Here is a 16,748-nt window from a genome sequence, read left to right as displayed (position 1 = left end):
GGATTTGTCACAGGGCTACAAAGTAGTCGACATATCACGCCCCCTTTTGATCGGAGGCGCCGTTGACAAATACCGTGGTGATCGCTCGAGTTCGTGACCTGTCACCGTGTGGAGCCGTTTGCAAGAGGCTCAACATTATCTACTCTTTTTCGTCCGAAGAAGGTTTCCGTACGTCTATGAAAATTACATCAAACCCTTGAAATTTCTGAAAATATCTTTTAATTCTTTCAAAAACAACCACTCGTTGCAGTTCAGAAACACGCCTTACCTCATCCCATTTCCCTATCGAATTTGTGTCAACCCATTTACCAGGGATGCTAATTCCCAAAATTAGCGCTCCATTTTCATCCGTATACAGCAATTGTTCTCCCCTGCAAATTATTACTATCAAATATCCTTCACTATTTCTTTCGACATATGGCCCTGCATGTTCTCTTGCAATTTCATTTTTTATAAGATGCCACCGAAAATTAAATATTCTTAGTAATTTCGAAAACATGGCAAACCTTCCGAATCCATCGCCCCATTCTATAATATTGAAGTTTCATAACTTTCGAAGAAGGTTGATAATTTAGCGTTATCCATTACCACTTCAATACAAGCCAACCCTATTATCTCTATGGGTGGAAATTCCCTACCGCCCCATCAAATTAGACACAATAAATTCGTACATTTAATAGGAAAAACACTACTTCCCAACCAGGTACTGCAGAGCCCTGTGGTACTTTGTAACTCTACTCAAGTCGTCCTCGCCAATTGTTTCCAATCTAGTTACATCTAAATTATCCTTAATATCTTCAATCTTCACCTTCCTCGCTAAATCATTGGAAGACAATCGGCAAATAAAATCCTGATAATCTCCACCTTTCCTCCTCGACAGACAATCAATTGCACCAACAACCAAATCCGAAAAACAAAGTGTCCGCAGTTCATCAAGCGTAATATCGCCATCCTCAATCACGTCATGCAAAACGCTAACAATCCTTTCATTCTCGCAACGAAACTTCAGTAGTAGCCGAAGAGGGTGCAGAATGTGTGGCTGCCCTGACTTATCCACCTGCCCGGCATGAACCTTGCAGGCTAAAGAAATTGCCACATCAAAATCACTCATCTCACCCCAAAAGAATTTATTCCATAAAATCTCACGTCCATACAGAATCATATCATCAAACCATTTTTTCATGTGCACTGCTACCATCTCCCCCCCATAGATCACGCGGGCTTCCAAATAATAGCAAAGAATCTCATAGACATCTATCTCGCGCTTGAACTCCTAATCTACTGCTTCGGGCTCTTCCCTGCAAAATATTGATCCCTCGATATTTCATCGCCAAAAAGAAGGGCATCATTGAACAAACGATTATCATGGGGTATTGGCTTTAGTTTTTCTTCCTCTCCATAAAAACGCATGTATGTTTTCCTCTCCACGTGATCCCATCGGTACATTACCTCCTCAAAAGGGTAATCAACAAATACATCTCTTTTCTCGAAGTGTCTTCCCTTATTAATTCCCATTTACGTATCAACTCATCATATGTCGATAAATAAGTTTTCCCAACGGTGACGTATGTAGCTCAGAATCCATTTCCAGAAAATTGGGTTAATTATTTTCGCGAGTAAAATATATCAAATTCTTCCACGGAATACCATGCCTATTCCATTACTTGGACAATAATTTCCCCTTGATATAGCTCAGTCGATTAATAACCAATTTTTTGAAATCTTCCCCGGAGTTAAACTCTAGGCACTTTTCCAGATCAGAAATAGCGGCATTAAAGCTGCCAATTTCGTAAAATACGTTTGATCTATTGTAGTAGGCCAAGGGGTAACCAGCATCCAACTTAATTGCTCTTGAGAAATAATCAAGTGCTTTTTGAAAGTCTTTTAGCTCAAAGAAAATTGTCGCCGTAGTGCTATATGCTGAAGAATCTTGATACCCTAATGAAAATGCCTTGTTCAGGTCACTTAAGGCCAACTCAAATTTTTTCAACATTGCATATGCAGTGCCGCGATCGGCATAGGCCATGGCATTAATTGGGTCGACTTGCAAAACATCTCCATATAGGCCAAGAGCGTCTTCGATCCTCCCCTGCGCTATAAAAGATCGCGCTCTTATGCAGAACGGCGATAAATCTATCCTAAACTCACTCATTTTATTCCCCTCACAACTCGACTGACTTCCTATAAAAATATACCATTAAATTAAATTCCATTGATTCTACAACTCACTTCCATTTATCATTTCAAGTAAATTTCGCAGATAGGAGTCCATCGCCTCAAATCGTATTGCAGTTGCATATGGCCGCCTAGGATCTTCTCGCGCAGCCGCTCTAATTTCAGCAGGGACATCCTCGTTTAGCCATAATTCACGATGTGGAAATACCACATAACTATTTTTTTCAATTTCCTCTATGAGCATATGACCACGCCACGCGTCTTCGTATAGTTTCCCGGAAATTTGTGACACAAAGAGGATCGCTCTATCTCCTACCACCAAGGCTACATCGCCCCATGTACCAGATGAGCAAATAAATTCAATTTCAGAGCCGAGATCGCTCCACTTTATTCCTTTTCTTGCCGAATATATATCCTCAACACTTCCTACGAGCGACTGATTCCCCAGCGACCGAAGTATTCGAATAATTATCACATCGTGATTGCGCGATTTATCCAATAAGAACATCTTTTCATCTTTCATCACGGCGTCCATGGCTTACCAGCTTTTTCAAGTTCAGGCATATAATTTCGCATATTCCCGGTCGCCTCAGGGATTGGTATTCCCAACTCAGAGGGGAAGGTTGCACAGTTAAAAGTACAGCTATTTTTACCAGGAAAACCATACAAAATGTTATCCATAGAGGAATTTACCCCAATCTTTTCATGTGCTGCCATTATTGAATCAAGTTGAGCTTGTGACACAGGTATTTTACTCTCTATAACAACCTGACGAACTCCATCACGGCCTAGTGCCGGATTTTTCGCAACCGATTCAAAAATAGCAGTGTCATTAGTGATGATACCTGGATAGCTCCCCCCCTTTTTAAGTGACTGGACAGCCTCATATGCTGACATCCCGCCTGGCATTTTTGGGCCGAACCCATAAATGGTCGCTCCGCCATCAAATGAGTATCCTACGTGCCCTGTTACAACATATGGATGCAGCGCATCAACTGCCAAAATGGCCCGAGTGGAACCAGCGCCACGAAAGCCGAAAATACTAACCGTTAACTCTGAACCACCGACTCTGGCAGCGCCGTCCCCCCCAACAACTTTCACCCCATCTCCAGCTGACCCAGCTGCCGCGCCGGTGGCCTTGTCAACTTTACCAACGCCTGACGCGACTTCTGCCGCCTTTGCCGCCTCCGCCGCCTCCGCCGCCTTTCCTGCCTTGCCCAAGCCGCCCAACAACCTTGCGCCACTTTTCAGTATCCCGACTCCACCGGCAATTACCGAAGCCAGAACCGAAATCGTATCACCGCCCTCTTGCGCAGCGTTGCTCAGCGGGAGCTTCGGCACACTAACGTTATTGGCGGCCTCCTGCATTTCTGTGGCCAAAGCGCCCTGCTTTTTTGCCAGTTCCGTCTGCCCGACCACCGTTAAAGTCGCCTCGGACTCGGCCACTTGGGCCGCTCCGGATAGGGCGGCACCCTTCAGCACTAATTCCGCCACGCTAGGCACTATGTTGACAAGGCCCTTAACGATGCCTTTCGCGCCCTCAATTGGACGGTCAAATGCCGCCTTGACATTGTCCTTTGCCACCAAGACGTGCTCTTTTGCCTTTGCCACGATCTTCATGAAGGTCGATTTCTCTTCATGTGTATCCAGAACGACCGGCGGATTCGACGTCTTTATCGCATCCTTCGGTGATGCCGAACTCGGCGCCTGTGTCGTGACATAGATCCCCGGATTGTTGCCGCCGTTCATGGTGCAGGCGTCACCATCGCGGACCACATGCTTGCCTTCGATTCGAACGGTGCTACTACCCTTGACGGGTTTGACCTCCCCGCTGACCGTACCCGATCTGATGCCCTTTCCGGTGCCCGGCTCGTCCCCCGTGCACTTTGGCTGCGTGGTGCCGTCGAGCAGATACGCGGGCGCTCCGTTGAACCTCACCGACCGGGCGGTGCTTGTGCTATTCGACAGGTCCTGCACCGTCGGATAGGGAAGCGGCACCATGGACGGGCCAATCGGTGTCTTGTTGATGGACGGCGCGGTGCTGATGGCCTTGAACCCGGCGTGCTTTCGGGCGCCGATCTTGTTGTTGCCGGCGGCTTTCGTCGCCGCCGCTTCGCGGGCAACCCGGGCCCGTTCCTCGTGCAGCGCTTTCAGTCGAGCGACGTTTTGCTCCAGCTCCCGGATCCGCCGATTCAGCTCGTCCATCTCCTTGGCCTGCGAAATTTTCTCAATCTCGGCATCGCCGTGGCCATCGGCGAGCTTTAGCTTGTCGCTCATTCGCCGGCCTCCTTCGAGAACTCGGCAAGCGCTTTCCCCCGGGCCCGCAGCGCTACCCCCTCTTCAATCGTGCGCATCCGGAACTCACTGGCACGAATCGCAACGTCGTCCACTTTGGCCAAGGAGGTCCGCCAAACCAAGGTCATCGACAGTTCGTCCGGCTCGACGATCACGGTGTCGATCTCCAGCACCTTCATGAACATTTCGCCGCTCTGCAGCCGCACAAGAAGAAAGCACTCGTGCTCGAACAGCTTCAGTTGCAGGAAAGTGTTGCCCAACTGGTTGACGCTGGCGCCCGGCGTACCCGGTCGGCACAGGTTGACCAGCTCGAACACCTCGTCGCCATGCGGAAATTCGATTTGCTGATCGGGCGGTGCCGCGTTCCAAATGCCGAAGTTGAAATTGGCGGGGAGCGCAGCATCGCATTGGACAAAGGCGTCGTTTACCGTGCCGAGCAAGGCACGGCGCGCCGGATGCGACTTGGCGCGAATGCCGAAGCCGGCCGGCTCGGGCGCGGCGTCCGCTTGCTTCGAAGACTGCTGCAAGCGCCAGAACTGTTTAGCGGTGCACTGCGCGCCCAACTGTTCAATGCGCGGTGCGGCAACCGCTTTCAGATTGCTCGCCGTCAAATACCAGCCCGGCGCATAGCCGAGACCGGCGGGATTGGGTTCGAACACCGCGTGCGCCGCGGGTTGTTGCTGAGCGGCCAGGACCACGTCCGGGTGGCCGGCAAGTTGCGCGGGCGTCAGGCGCTGCACTGTCGGCAACCGCCGTGTGGCCGCGTCGCCATTGTTGATACGACATTGGCCGCCATACGAGAACTCATGGCGCACCGGTAGACTTGTGACCACCTGCGCACGGCTGAGCTTCCAGGGATTGGGGCGAATCAGCGTGAGCGTGCTCCACTTGACGGCCCAGTTCAGCAGCCGCGCCACGGCTGCCTTCTTTTTGAACTGGCGCACGCCGCTGATCGTCAGGGTTTTGTCGATCAGAAACTCACTCTTTGGCGCGCCGGGCCGCCAGACGCGCAGACGCACCGGAAAGTCCAGCACCGCCTTGCCTTTCGGGGCGTGGGCGGTGGCGTTGACGATCACGTCGCACTTCGGCTTGTAGGGGCAGTAGTCCGACTCCTGGCGCACGCCGCCGCGCGCCCCTTCGCCGAAATAGCTGTCCGCCTCGCACAGCGGCAGCTGCTTGTCGGCATACTCCAGCTGGCCGCTGGCGAAGCTCAGAGTTTGCCGCAGCACGAAGACGTGGAACTGCAGTCCGTGCTGGTCCACGGCCCCAAAGGCCTGCGCCGGAAACGGCGTGTGGTTGACGATGTTCATAGCGCCTCCTAGTTGAGGTCAACGTCTTTGCCGTTGATACGGACCGGGCCGGAAGCACCGATGTCGATGCTGGAACCCTTGATCGTCACCGCACCGTCGGCCGACATGTGCAAGCTGGCGGCGCCGACCACGATCTCCAACGCGCTGCCGGCGTCGATGCTGTACGTGGTGCCCACCTCGGTTGACTTGCCTGCAATTACCTTGGTGAATTGGGAATCCCCCACCAGCGTGTGCATCATGGCGCCCACCGCGACGCCGTAGGCGCCACCGATGTCCAAGGTCTTCGCCAGTCCGATCAATTCCGCCTTGGCCATCGTCACCTGCTCGATTTTCCCTCCGGCGATGGCGATGGATTCGTTGCCGCCGACCGACTCCGTCCGGTTCTCGCCGATGTCGATCTCCTCGTCGTGGTCGACCCGCTCGCCGCGCTTGCCGTGCACGGTGATCTTCTCGTCGTTGCCGACGGTCTCGGTGCGGTCGTGCTTGACCTCCACCGTTTCGTCGTGCGCCACCGTCTTGCGGCGGTCGTTGCCCACCGTGTGCGACTCGTTGCGCTCGACCTCGCCGCGCAAATCCCGTTCGGCGTGCAGCCACACCTCCTCGGCCCCCTTCTTGTCCTCGAAGCGCAGCGCGTTGGCCGTCTCGCGGTTACCGCCCCGGGTCGAGCGCGTCAGGATGCCGCTCTGCGTCTTGTTCGCCGGCAGTTCCCAGGGCGGCATGTTGCTGTCGTTGTAGGCGCTGCCGATGATCATCGGCCGGTCGCAGTTGCCGTCGATGAACATCACGATGACCTCCTGGCCGATGCGCGGAATGTGCATCTGGCCGTAGCGCGCCCCTGCCCAACCGGTCATCACGCGCACCATCGGCGAACTGGCCTGGTCCGACTTGCCCTTGCGGTCCCATTGGAAGCGCACGCGGACCCGGCCGAACTCGTCGGTGTGGATCTCCTCGCCTTGGGGGCCGACCACCCTGGCCGACTGGATGCCGTGGATGCGCACGTCGCGGCTGTTGAAGCCGCGCTGCGGGCGCCAGGGGATGCTCTTGCGCAGGCAGGTGAAGGTGTTCTCGTAGTACGAGGCGGCGCCCTTGCCGTCCTGGTAGTTGTTGCTGGCGTCGTGGCGCACCGACAGGATCAGGTATTCGCGCTCGGACACGTCGTCGCCGCTGGGCTCGCCGGGCCCCACCGGCTGGTAGCCGCCGCTGAAGTGGCCGGCCAGCTTGAAAGAGCGGCGCGGCTCGGCGCGGCGGTCGTTGCTGCGGGCGGCGAAGTCCTGGCCCCGGGCGTCGATCGCCTCCATGCGCCGCTGCGCCGCCGCCTCGCCGTCCTGGTAGTTCTTGAAGCCATAGCCGCCGGTGTCCTCGTACACCTCGTAGGAGGCGACGTCGCCCTGGCGGTTCATCGAGTCGCGCTCGGGCCGCTCGCTGCCGGCGATCTTGAAGTTGTAGCTGTTGAGCGTCACCCGGCCTTGGCCGACCCGCCGCGCCGGGCTCCACTGGCTCACGCCGTCGTCCTCCAGCGCGCCGGCCTGGCTCTGGAAGTCCATCACGCCGTCGCCGTCGATGGGGTCGGCCAAGGTGCTGTCGTCGCCGATGACGAGGGTGTGGCCGTCCCGCCGGTGCTCGTAAAAATAGTGGCCGTGCCAGGCCTCGAGGCGGCGGTGGAAATGGTTGTAGTCGCTCTCGTTGTACTGCACCGCCAACTTCAGCATAGGCGCTTGGCTGACGAGATCGTAGCGGTAGTCGCGCTGATCATAATTCAGGAACATCTGATCGAACAACTCGGTGAGCGTCAGGTTCTGGTAGGCCATGCAGTCCTGCCGCAACCGCAGGAAGGCCAGCCAGGGCTTGAGCACCATCTCGTAGAAGGCGAAGCCGCCGTCGGTCTTGAGCATGCGGAAGGCGAACACGTAGCCGTTGAAATAGCGCAGGCTGCCGTCGTCGCGCACCAGCGAGATGGTGACCATCTTGCCCATCAGCGGCTTGAGGGGGATGCGGGCGTCGTCCGACAACACCTCCACGGTGAAGATGAAGTCGCGCGAGACGGTCTCCTCGGCGACCAGGGCGTTGGCCAGCATCATGCTTGGCGGGCCGTCCTCGTTGGGGAATTCCAGCCGCAGCAGGCGCTGGCCCTGCGGGTCGTCGCTGAATGCGGCGATGAGTTCGGTGGCGCCCTGCAGCAGGTTCATGGTGGCTGTTCCTTATCGATAGGAAACGGGATGGCAGAATTGCACTGTAGCGAGCAAGCTCGGCAATGCCTTGTGCCCGCGCAAGGCCGATGCCGGTGAGGCGAAATCACAACGCGTCGATGATGTAGAAGGCGTCGTCGCGGTCGCTGCCACCGGGGCCGGCTGCCAGGAAGGCGTCCCGGTTCAGCCGCGCCCCGCCACCGTCGGCGGCCGGCGACAGGCAGACGCCGCCGATGTCGGCTGCGCGCAGGACCAGGCGCACTTCGTATTGCAGGGTCGGCGTGGCGAACATCGACAGCATGTTCTTCAACGCGGCGGCGCCTTCACCATCGGGCAGGAAATGCGCGTGCTGCGCCCTGCTCAGCGGCCCCAGCTTGATGCGCGCCCGCATGTCGCGGCGCCAGGTGCGCGGGCCGATCAGGCAGCTCACGTTCAGGCGGGCGATCTTGCCGCCCATCCGCGCCTGCAGGGCCGGCGCGATGTTCTGCCAATGGCCCAGATTCGGTTCGACCTTGACGGGAATGCCGAAATAGTCGGCCAGCACGCGTTCGATGAGCAGCGGCGAGGTCGGCCGTTGGCGGAAGGCGGCGGCGTAATACGCGGCCACCTCGTCCGGCACCGGCTGGCCGGTGCTGCCGGCCGGCGTGCCCGACAGGAGCAGCAACAAGGGCAGCAAGCCGTCCTGGCCGTCGGCGCCGTGCGGCAGTTCCAGCCGGTATTTGCGCCACGCCTGGTAGAACAGCGCGACGATGCGGTTGGAAAACAAATCGAAAAAGGCCCGCGGTCCGGCGTCCTTGGTTAAATGAAACTTGGCGGCGATGCGCTCGGTATAGTGGTTGGGCAGCACGCCCTGCGCGCCGAGGAAGCCGATGAAGGCGGGCGTGATGTGGATATGCTTGAGCGCGCCGCTGTGCAGCGCGGCCAGCATGTCGGCCTCGCTTCCGCCGGCCACGCCGAGCTCCGGCAGCAGGGCCTCGATCTCGCTGGCGGGAAAGCCCAGCGAGATGCTGTTCTGAAAGCGCACGTATCGCGTCAGCGCGGCCTCGCGCGGCACGCCATGCTGGACTAGCCAGCGCTCCAGCAGGCACACGGCCTGGACGAACTTGAACTGATGGGGACGGTCGAACAGGCGCTGCATCACGCCAGCAGCGCTTCCCCGCTTCTCGGTGGGCATCGTAGCAACTCCTCTCCGCTGCGTTTCGACAAGACCAGCAGTTGGCTGAACACATTGATCTGGCTGTACAGGCCGAAGAAATGGTCGACCACCTGGGCGAACAAGTGGATGCCGCCGCCGACGAAGGCCTCCTCGTCCAGCGTCATGCGCACCTCGATGCCGGGCATCAGGGCGGCGCAAGGCGTGCCCTCCACCCAGGCCATGACGACCTTGTACTCCAGCCCGACCACGCCCTGGATTTGGCGCTGCGTGATGGGCGAGCGCGGCAGGTCGTACAGCGTCAACATCTGGCGGAACTCCTCCACGCCGACGGACGACAGGGAGCGGTGGTTGAGCGACAGGTGCGAGATCAGCCGCCAATGGGCGCCGTTGCCGGCGTCGAAACGGCAGGCGGCGCTCGGCTTGCGCAGGAAGCGGGCGCTGGCGGTCTGGTTCAGGCCGTCGACGCTCATGTCGCCGCCGGGCTGGCCGTAGGCAAGCGCGCTGGGCAGGTCGCGGTTGCTGCAGGTGAATTCAACGGACAGCGTTTGGACGTCGATTGCGATCGGTGTCAAGTCGTGGTCGACCAGGGCGACGCGCAATTCGTGGCCGGGACTGAGCTCGGCCACTATCTCGTCGCGCCGCACCACCCAATAGCGCACATCCTTGCCGGCCCCCTGGCCGTGGTGGCGGCTATAGAACGGCTGCAACTGGTGGGCGGTCCGCTCTTTCTTGCCTGTGTTCATCAGCAGTGCCGACTCGACGGTATGGATTTCGTAGGCCTCGGGATGCGGGCCGTCCGCCAGCAGCGGGTAGTCCGGCGCGGTATGCGAGATTTTCACCGGCGAGCCGGCCTTCCTGAACAGGTTGACCACCGGCACGCAGTTGAGCAACAGCTTGTGCGCCGACAAGCCGCCCAGCGTGCGCGACAGGCTGGCGTCGGCGCGCAGCCGCAGCGCCAGATGGAGCGTGAAGCGCCGGCAGCGCGCCGGCAGCAGCGGCGTGATTTGGTCGAACGCGATGTCGAAGAAGTTGAATTTTTCCGGCACGGCGAAGTATTCCGTCAGCAGGCGGTAGGCCGGGTGCGAGCGGGCGGCGACGGGCACCAGGGCGTCTTCCTGGTCGAAGCCGGCGGCGCGGATCGGCGACGTCTCCAGCGCGGCCCAGGGGCCGCCGTCGGCGACATCGACATAGGCGCCGCAGGTGCGCATGAACAGGGCGTCGCGCACCGCCGCGCAGAACGAGGGCTCGCCGTCGATGAAGACGCGCAATTGTCCGAGGCCCAGCCGCTGCCAGCCCTCCGCCTCGTCCGTTTCGATGGTGATATCGATGCCCGCGCTGGCGTCCCGCGCCAGGCGCACAGAGGCGGGCGCGTTGATGATGGGGTCGAAGCGCACGCTCGCCAGCCGTACCGGGGCGATGGTCATCGCGCTGGCGGTGCTGAACCGGCAGCGCACGCCGGCCACCTGCGCCGTGTGCATGAGGGTGCCGCGCGGCACCGCCACGACGGCGTTCGCGTCCTTGCCGCCGGCCACGTCGAGGATGAGCTGGGCGATCGAACACGAGGGGAAGGTGCGCAGATAGTGCGGATACAGCGTTTCCAGCAAGGTTTCGGTGAACTGCGGGTAGTCGTCGTCCAGGCGTTTCCCCACGCGCGCGGTGAGCAGCGCGCAGCCCTGGATCATCCGTTCGGCGTGCGGGTCCTCGCAGGCGACGCCGGACATCAGCAGCTCGCCGGCGATGCCAGGGAAGCGCTCGCCGAACTCGCGGCCATTTTCGCGGAACCAGGCCAGTTCGCGCTGGTAGTAGGGCAACAACTGCTCCATCGTCTTCTCCTCTTGTGCGCTGCAAACAGGCGGCGGCGCGGACCGCCGCCGCCCCCTACTGGGCGATACGGAACTCGATGCGGCGGTTGCGCGCGCGGCCGTCGGCGCCGGCGTTGTCGGCCACCGGCCGGTCCGGGCCCTGTCCGGAGACGGCGATCATGTCCGGGCTGATGCCCTTCTCGCCCAGGTACAGGCGCACCGCCTCGGCGCGCGCCTGGCTCAGCCCCAGGTTGCTCTGGCGCAGGCCGACGTTGTCGGTGTGGCCGATCACCTCGACCTTCTTGCCCTGCACCTTGCGCAGGGCGGCGGCCATCTCGTCGAGGATGCCCCGGCCGGAGGCGGTCAGCGTCGCCTTGCCGCTGTCGAACTCGATGATGCGCATGGCCAGCGTCTGGTCGAGCAGGTTCTGCTCGGCGGCCGAGACGCGCAGGCCGTTGTTGACGGTGTAGGTGGGGTTCAGGCTGGTGGCGATGTCGCTGGCGATCTGCTGGCGCTGCGCCTCGTTGGCCACCTCGCCGCGCAGGCTGACGTTGTTGCCGTCGACCTTGATCTGGCCCTTGCTGATCAACTTGAGGTTGGGGCCGATCAGCTTTTGCACGTAGCCGCCCCAGTTGGGCGGCACCGACACGCTGCCGATGCCGAGCTGGTCGACCACCCGCTCGGCGCCGTACAGCTCGCGCAGGCGGCCCAGCAGCGCGGCCTTGCTGGCCTCGTCCGGCACGGTGCCGTTGACCACGATCTGGCCCGGCTTGGGGCTGGCCGGCGGCGGCACCTGGGCGGCGCCGGCGCCGGCCAGCAGGCAAAGCGACAACAGACTGGCTCGATAGCGCATGGCGACACTCCTGGCGGACTCAAACGAAGGCTTCGTGGAACAGCGCGTAGACCGAGCGCAGCGACAGCTGGTCCTGCTCCAGATAGTTCGACAACTTCTGCACGGCGGGCTGCTCGGCCAGGGTGGCATCGACCCACTCGGTCCGCTCGAAGTCGATCAGTTGCTCGGCGGCGCAGTGCGGGTCGATGATGGCGCGCAGCGTGTCCGGCGCGGCGCCGCCGAAGCCGAGCACCAGCGCCGGCCGGCCGTTCAGCGCGGTGAAGAACAGGCCCAGCTCGAAGTCGCCCTGCTGCAGGAAGGGGCCGACCAGCGCCAGCCAGAACGCGGCGACGGGGAAGCGGTAGCGCTCCTCCTGCGGCAGCGGCAGGGCCAGGCCGCGCTCGAGCCGCGCCGCGTCGCTGGCGCGCACCGGCTGCAGCAGCAGGCCGACGGCCAGGATCATCCGGCGCACCTCGCGGCGCCCCAGCATCGCGCGCAGGGCGGCGAGGTTGTGGCGGTCGAGGAAGTGCAGGAAGCCGTCCTCGTGCTCGGCGCTGGCCGGATCGAGCTCGAGCACCGCGCCGGCCAGCGCGTGCAGCGGCGCGGCCGGCTCGGCGGCGGCCAGCACCTGGCCGGCCAGCGGCGCCAGGGTCAGCCACAGCGGCGCCAGCACCAGCGGGCTGAGCGGCACGAAGGCGGCCGGCGCGGCGACCTCGAGCGCGCACATCACCAGGAAGGGGTAGCGGCGCTGCGCCTGGTCGCCGCTGGAGACCAGGTGGCCGGCCACGGCGCGCCGGCTGCGCGTGCCGACGAAGGCGAAGTGCAGCGGCGCCAGCGCGTCGTAGTACTGCTTCCAGCGCGGCTCGGCGGTGAGCTGGCTCATCGCGCCGGCCAGCCACTGGTCGAGCAGCTCGACCAGCGCCGGGTTGTCGGCCGCCTTGACGAAGTCGCTGCGGCTGGCGATCTTGCCGAAGTAGCCGACCCGGATGCGTTGCGGCGCGCGGCTCATTTGCCCGCCCCGACGATGGTCTCGGGCAGGCGCATGCCGCGGAAGCCCTGCTCCTGCGGCTGGGCGGCGCCGGCGCCGCTGGTCTCCGGGCTGCTGGTGATCTTCAGGTCGAGCGCGACGGTGATCGCGCCGTTGCTCCAGCGCAGCTCGTAGACGCCGCCCTCCTTGCGCTTCTTGGCGGCGGCGTCGATCATGCGCTTCAGGCCGAACTGGCCCGGCTCGTTGAACAGCTCGACGCTGCGGCCGTCGAAGGCCACCGCCGTGATGCGCGCGCCCGGCGCGCCCTGCGGGCTGGGATGGACCATGTTGCTCCACTGCGCGGGCGTGTTGCGGTAGCGCAGCTGCTGGCCGTCGATCTCGACGGTGTACTCCAGCGTGCCGGGCGCCGGCATCGGCTGGATCTGGAACACCGTCTGCGCCGCCGCCGAGGCGGTGGCCACGCCGCCGGCGCCGACCGGCGCGATCCAGCCGGGGAAGCGCGCCACCACCTGCGGCTGCAGGACGATGCCCATGTCGGCCCAGGTGCGCGCCGCCAGCACGTCGCCACGGCGCACCACCAGCGGCCCCATCGCCGTGCCGACGAACTTGGCGATCAGGCCGTCCGGGCCGAAGAACTGGGCGATCTCGGCGCCGCTGGCCTCCACCCGCGAGTTGGGCGCGAACGGGTACTTGTTGGCCAGCGACTGCTGGAAGGGTTCGTACACCTGGGCCAGCCAGGTCTTGTTGAGCTCGGCCTCGGCCGGGCCGACGATGACGGCGAAGGTCTGCATCAGCGGCCGCACCAGGATGGGCCGGATGGCCTGCTTCTGGCTGTCGCTCATGCCGGTGAGCATCTGCTCGTCGACGTAGCGCAGCGCCTCGGCCAGCTCGGAGCCGCCGCCCTCGAGCGTCTGCTGCATGAACTGGCGCGCGCCGGGGCCGGGGTCGCCCTGGTTCTTCAGCTGGTTGAGCCGGCTGCGCAGCTTGGACAGCGCCTCCATGTAGGAGCGCATCAGCGAGGCGTCCTTGTCGCGCGCCGAGACCAGCTTGCCGACGCCGGCGAACTCGCGGCCGATCGGCCCCATCGGCTTGTCGAGCTTGCTCTGGTCCAGCTGCAGGTTGACGTTGACGCCGCCCAGGCCGGACGGCGCGTTGCGCGAGAACAGGTTCTTGACCCACTGCACCGCGCCGCTGCGGGCCTGCCGCATGTCGGCGTTCATCAGGGTCGGGTTGTCCCACGAGGTTTGCTCGTAGATCGTGGTGAGCAGCTTGGCGATCGGCGAGGACTGCGGGTCGCCCAGCCGGTTCATCGCGCTGACGGCGCCGTTGAAGCCGTTCAAGTCGGCGACGCTGACGCCCTGCACGAACTTCAGCCACTCCCGGGCGTAGTCGGCCTTGTACAGGTCGACCAGGCCCTTGTGGATCTGCTCCGGGCTGCCCTCCAGCGTCAGGTCGTCCTTGGAGGCGGTCTTCAACACCCAGTCGGCGCTTTGCAGCTCGTGGGTGGCGGCCTCCTTGAAGGCGGCGTTGACGTATTTCTCCCACGCCTCGCGGGTGAAGGCGCCGGCCACGGCGTGGCTGCCGGCCAGCAAGGCCTGGTCCTGCTCGCCGACGATGCGCGCCACCGTCACGCCGGGGAAGCGGGTCGCCGCGCGCGCCCGCACGTCGGCGTAGACGCGCTCGCGCGCCGGCATGCCGCGCACCACCCGGCGCAGGTTCTCGCGCGCCTGGTCGACCAGCGCCAGCCGGGGCTCGACGCGCGGCCAGCTGGTGTCGCCGATCTGGCCCAGGTAGAAGGTCATCAGCCGCTCGGCGCTGCGGATCAGCTGCTCGCGCGGCATGGCGCCACGGTTGGCCTCCAGCCAGCCGCGCCAGTAGCGCGTCATCTGGTCGTTCAGGTGGCTGGGCTCGGCGTGGGACTTGTCGACCAGCATCAGGTAGGTCTTCAGGGCGTTGTAGGCGTCCTCGACGTTGGTCGGCGAGGCGTCCAGGAACTGGCGCGGGGAGGCCGACGAGGCGGCCAGCGGTGCGGCGGCCGGGGCCGCGATCGGGGCCGCCGCCCCGCCCGGGGCCGGCTCGGCCGAGGTGGGCGCCCTGCCGGCTTGCGCGGCCTCATGCGACGCGACCGGCGCGCCGGCTGGCGTCGGCGCAGCGTTGCCAGCCGCGGCTGTGGCCGTGGCCGCAGCCGCATTTGTAGCCGTGGCCATAGCAGCAGCCGTGGCCACCGCCGGCAGCGGGCCGCCCACCGCGCCGACGGCCGCCGCGCCCCGGCCGGCCGGGCGCAGTTGGTCGGCGTTGGCGTTCATCTCGGCCAGCAGGGCCTCCAGGCCGCCGACCACCGGTTTGAGCATGACCTCGCGCGCGCCGGCGAAATACTCCTCGCGCAGCTTGCGCTCCAACAACTCGCCCTGGTACAGCCCCATGCGCAGCGACCACGGCCGCTCGCGCCGGTAGGTATCGAGCTGTTCTATGCGGTCCTGCAAGATATCCAGCGCCTCCAAGCGCGACTGCAGGTCCAGCCGCCGGTCCTGCAGTTTGACGATCTTGTCCAGGTCGGCCCGCACATTGCTGACCAACTGGCGGTTGCCCAAATAAGACCAGCTCCAGCCGCCCAGCGACACGCCCAGCATGACCACGGCGGCGAAGAAGGCGGCGTAGCGCAGCTGGAGTTTGTTCTTGCTGGCGTACTGCGACACCAGGTCGCGGTCAGCGAAGATCACCTTGCGGAACAGGTCGAGCAGGAAGTAGCCGGACTGCGCCGGCGGCTCCCCGGCCGGCTCCTGCGCAGCCTTCAGGCCGAAGCGGCGGGCGATGCGCAGCGACTCGTCGCTGGCCGGCACGCCCTCCTGCAGCGCGCTGGTGAAGTAGTAGCCGCGAAACACCGGCTTGAACTGGAAGGCGTTCTCCTCGAACAAGGTGGCCAGGAAGGCGCGCAGCGACACCCTCAAGCTGGCGAACTCGATCGGAAAAGTGAACACGCCCGCCGCCATGTGCTCGCGCCGGCCGCGCCCCATGTTGGCCAGGCTGAGCTCCTGCACGCCGGCGCACAGCTCGTCGAAGCTGTGCTCGAAGAAGCTGAGCACCTGCTGGCTGCTGGCCTTGCGCTTGTAGGGCATGGTGGCGCCCCAGGCGCGCTCGCGCTCGCTGCGCTCGGCGCGGCCGAAGAAGTCGCCGAAGCCGGCCAGCAGGTCGGCCTTGGTGAACAGCACGTACACCGGCGCGAACACCTCCAGCCGCTCGATCAAGTCCTGCACGCGCTGGCGCAGCTTGCGCGCCAACGCTATGCCGGCCTCCGGGTTGGCGCCGCGCAGCTCGGAGACGTTGACGGCGATGATGATGCCGTTGATCGGCGCCCGCTTGCGGTACTTCTTCAGCAGGTCGAGGAAGCCGCACCACTCGGCGCGGTCGCCCTCTTCGGCCGAATAGCGGCCGGCCGTGTCGAGCAGGATGCCGTCGGTGGTGAAGAACCAGTCGCAATCGCGGGTGCCGGCCACGCCGCGCACCACCTTGGCCTCGGCGATGGGGAACTGCAGACCGGAATTGGTGACGGCGCTGCTCTTGCCGGCCGCCGGGTTGCCGATAATCATGTACCAGGGCAGCTCGTACAGGGCGCGCGCGCCGGAGCTCTGCCCCAGCTTGGAGCCACGGATGGTGGCGATGGCCTTCAGCATGTTCTCGCGCAGCGCCTTGACCTCGGCCCGCTCCGGCGCCGCCGCCGGATCGGCCGCCGCCGCTGCCGCCTCGGCGGCGGCCTGGCTGCTGATGGCGTCGCCCAGCAGCTGCGCCTCGCGCTTGGCGTAGCCGCGCCGCGCCAACCACACCACCACCCACAACAACAACGCCAGCGCCATTCCGGCAACGGCCCAGATCAGCGCCAGTTCCAGCCGCTCGGCGCCGAAGTAGAACACCACCGCCAGGGCGACAAAGCCCATCACGGCCCAGTAGCGCCGGTCGGTCAGGAAAATCCAGATTCGTCGCATCATGGGCGGGCTCGCAAGGTGGGC

At 62.8% G+C, this 16,748-nt stretch carries 13 protein-coding genes; all 13 read right to left on the bottom strand.

The genetic code is table 11. From position 1 onward, the window contains the following. Window positions 1–139: 139 nt before the first annotated feature. On the bottom strand, window positions 140–499 hold the full coding sequence (locus QC826_RS07620; RefSeq protein ID WP_279765054.1) for a hypothetical protein: 360 nt from the start codon (window positions 497–499) through the stop codon (window positions 140–142). Window positions 500–688: 189 nt separating this feature from the next. Continuing rightward, window positions 689–1,183, bottom strand: a complete 495-nt coding sequence (locus QC826_RS07615) for a GTP pyrophosphokinase (protein WP_279765053.1) — start codon at window positions 1,181–1,183, stop codon at window positions 689–691. A 95-nt stretch (window positions 1,184–1,278) separates the two neighbouring features. Continuing rightward, window positions 1,279–1,515, bottom strand: coding sequence for a hypothetical protein (locus QC826_RS07610; protein WP_279765052.1), 237 nt, complete (start codon window positions 1,513–1,515; stop codon window positions 1,279–1,281). 145 nt (window positions 1,516–1,660) lie between these two features. Continuing rightward, a complete protein-coding gene (locus tag QC826_RS07605; RefSeq protein ID WP_279765051.1) occupies window positions 1,661–2,152 on the bottom strand; it encodes a tetratricopeptide repeat protein in 492 nt (163 codons plus the stop codon). 66 nt (window positions 2,153–2,218) lie between these two features. Beyond that, window positions 2,219–2,698, bottom strand: coding sequence for a hypothetical protein (locus QC826_RS07600; RefSeq protein WP_279765050.1), 480 nt, complete (start codon window positions 2,696–2,698; stop codon window positions 2,219–2,221). Continuing rightward, the gene (locus QC826_RS07595) at window positions 2,698–4,452 is read right to left on the bottom strand and encodes a DUF4150 domain-containing protein (protein ID WP_279765049.1); all 1,755 of its coding nucleotides are present in this window, start codon (window positions 4,450–4,452) and stop codon (window positions 2,698–2,700) included. The genes QC826_RS07600 and QC826_RS07595 overlap by 1 nt, the downstream gene beginning before the upstream one ends. Beyond that, a complete protein-coding gene (locus QC826_RS07590) occupies window positions 4,449–5,780 on the bottom strand; it encodes a DUF2169 domain-containing protein (RefSeq protein ID WP_279765048.1) in 1,332 nt (443 codons plus the stop codon). The genes QC826_RS07595 and QC826_RS07590 overlap by 4 nt, the downstream gene beginning before the upstream one ends. Before the next feature lie 8 nt (window positions 5,781–5,788). Then, on the bottom strand, window positions 5,789–7,966 hold the full coding sequence (locus QC826_RS07585) for a type VI secretion system Vgr family protein (protein WP_279765047.1): 2,178 nt from the start codon (window positions 7,964–7,966) through the stop codon (window positions 5,789–5,791). Window positions 7,967–8,072: 106 nt separating this feature from the next. Then, on the bottom strand, window positions 8,073–9,140 hold the full coding sequence (tssG, locus tag QC826_RS07580) for a type VI secretion system baseplate subunit TssG (RefSeq protein ID WP_279765046.1): 1,068 nt from the start codon (window positions 9,138–9,140) through the stop codon (window positions 8,073–8,075). Beyond that, window positions 9,104–10,945 (bottom strand): type VI secretion system baseplate subunit TssF, encoded by a 1,842-nt coding sequence (gene tssF, locus QC826_RS07575; protein WP_279765045.1) that lies wholly within the window; start codon window positions 10,943–10,945, stop codon window positions 9,104–9,106. The genes tssG and tssF overlap by 37 nt, the downstream gene beginning before the upstream one ends. Window positions 10,946–11,000: 55 nt before the next feature. Beyond that, window positions 11,001–11,777, bottom strand: coding sequence for an OmpA family protein (locus QC826_RS07570; RefSeq protein WP_279765044.1), 777 nt, complete (start codon window positions 11,775–11,777; stop codon window positions 11,001–11,003). A gap of 19 nt (window positions 11,778–11,796) precedes the next feature. Further along, a complete protein-coding gene (gene tagF / locus QC826_RS07565) occupies window positions 11,797–12,765 on the bottom strand; it encodes a type VI secretion system-associated protein TagF (protein WP_093389489.1) in 969 nt (322 codons plus the stop codon). Beyond that, window positions 12,762–16,724 carry a type VI secretion system membrane subunit TssM gene (gene tssM / locus QC826_RS07560; protein WP_279766413.1) on the bottom strand — a complete coding sequence of 1,321 codons (3,963 nt, stop codon included), beginning with the start codon at window positions 16,722–16,724 and terminating at the stop codon, window positions 12,762–12,764. Before tssM ends, tagF begins: the two co-directional genes overlap by 4 nt. Between the last annotated feature and the right edge of the window lie 24 nt (window positions 16,725–16,748).

This window comes from Rugamonas sp. DEMB1, assembly GCF_029834475.1.
GTDB lineage: Bacteria > Pseudomonadota > Gammaproteobacteria > Burkholderiales > Burkholderiaceae_D > Rugamonas > Rugamonas rubra.
Note: the sequence above shows the minus strand (reverse complement) of the source record. Positions and strands in the feature narration are given on the sequence as shown.

Coding starts and splice junctions, on each gene's coding strand:
- QC826_RS07620 (WP_279765054.1), bottom strand. CDS start 499: ATGTTTTCGAAATTACTAAGAATATTTAATTTTCGGTGGCATCTTATA.
- QC826_RS07615 (WP_279765053.1), bottom strand. CDS start 1,183: ATGAAAAAATGGTTTGATGATATGATTCTGTATGGACGTGAGATTTTA.
- QC826_RS07610 (WP_279765052.1), bottom strand. CDS start 1,515: ATGGGAATTAATAAGGGAAGACACTTCGAGAAAAGAGATGTATTTGTT.
- QC826_RS07605 (WP_279765051.1), bottom strand. CDS start 2,152: ATGAGTGAGTTTAGGATAGATTTATCGCCGTTCTGCATAAGAGCGCGA.
- QC826_RS07600 (WP_279765050.1), bottom strand. CDS start 2,698: ATGAAAGATGAAAAGATGTTCTTATTGGATAAATCGCGCAATCACGAT.
- QC826_RS07595 (WP_279765049.1), bottom strand. CDS start 4,452: ATGAGCGACAAGCTAAAGCTCGCCGATGGCCACGGCGATGCCGAGATT.
- QC826_RS07590 (WP_279765048.1), bottom strand. CDS start 5,780: ATGAACATCGTCAACCACACGCCGTTTCCGGCGCAGGCCTTTGGGGCC.
- QC826_RS07585 (WP_279765047.1), bottom strand. CDS start 7,966: ATGAACCTGCTGCAGGGCGCCACCGAACTCATCGCCGCATTCAGCGAC.
- tssG (WP_279765046.1), bottom strand. CDS start 9,140: ATGCCCACCGAGAAGCGGGGAAGCGCTGCTGGCGTGATGCAGCGCCTG.
- tssF (WP_279765045.1), bottom strand. CDS start 10,945: ATGGAGCAGTTGTTGCCCTACTACCAGCGCGAACTGGCCTGGTTCCGC.
- QC826_RS07570 (WP_279765044.1), bottom strand. CDS start 11,777: ATGCGCTATCGAGCCAGTCTGTTGTCGCTTTGCCTGCTGGCCGGCGCC.
- tagF (WP_093389489.1), bottom strand. CDS start 12,765: ATGAGCCGCGCGCCGCAACGCATCCGGGTCGGCTACTTCGGCAAGATC.
- tssM (WP_279766413.1), bottom strand. CDS start 16,724: ATGCGACGAATCTGGATTTTCCTGACCGACCGGCGCTACTGGGCCGTG.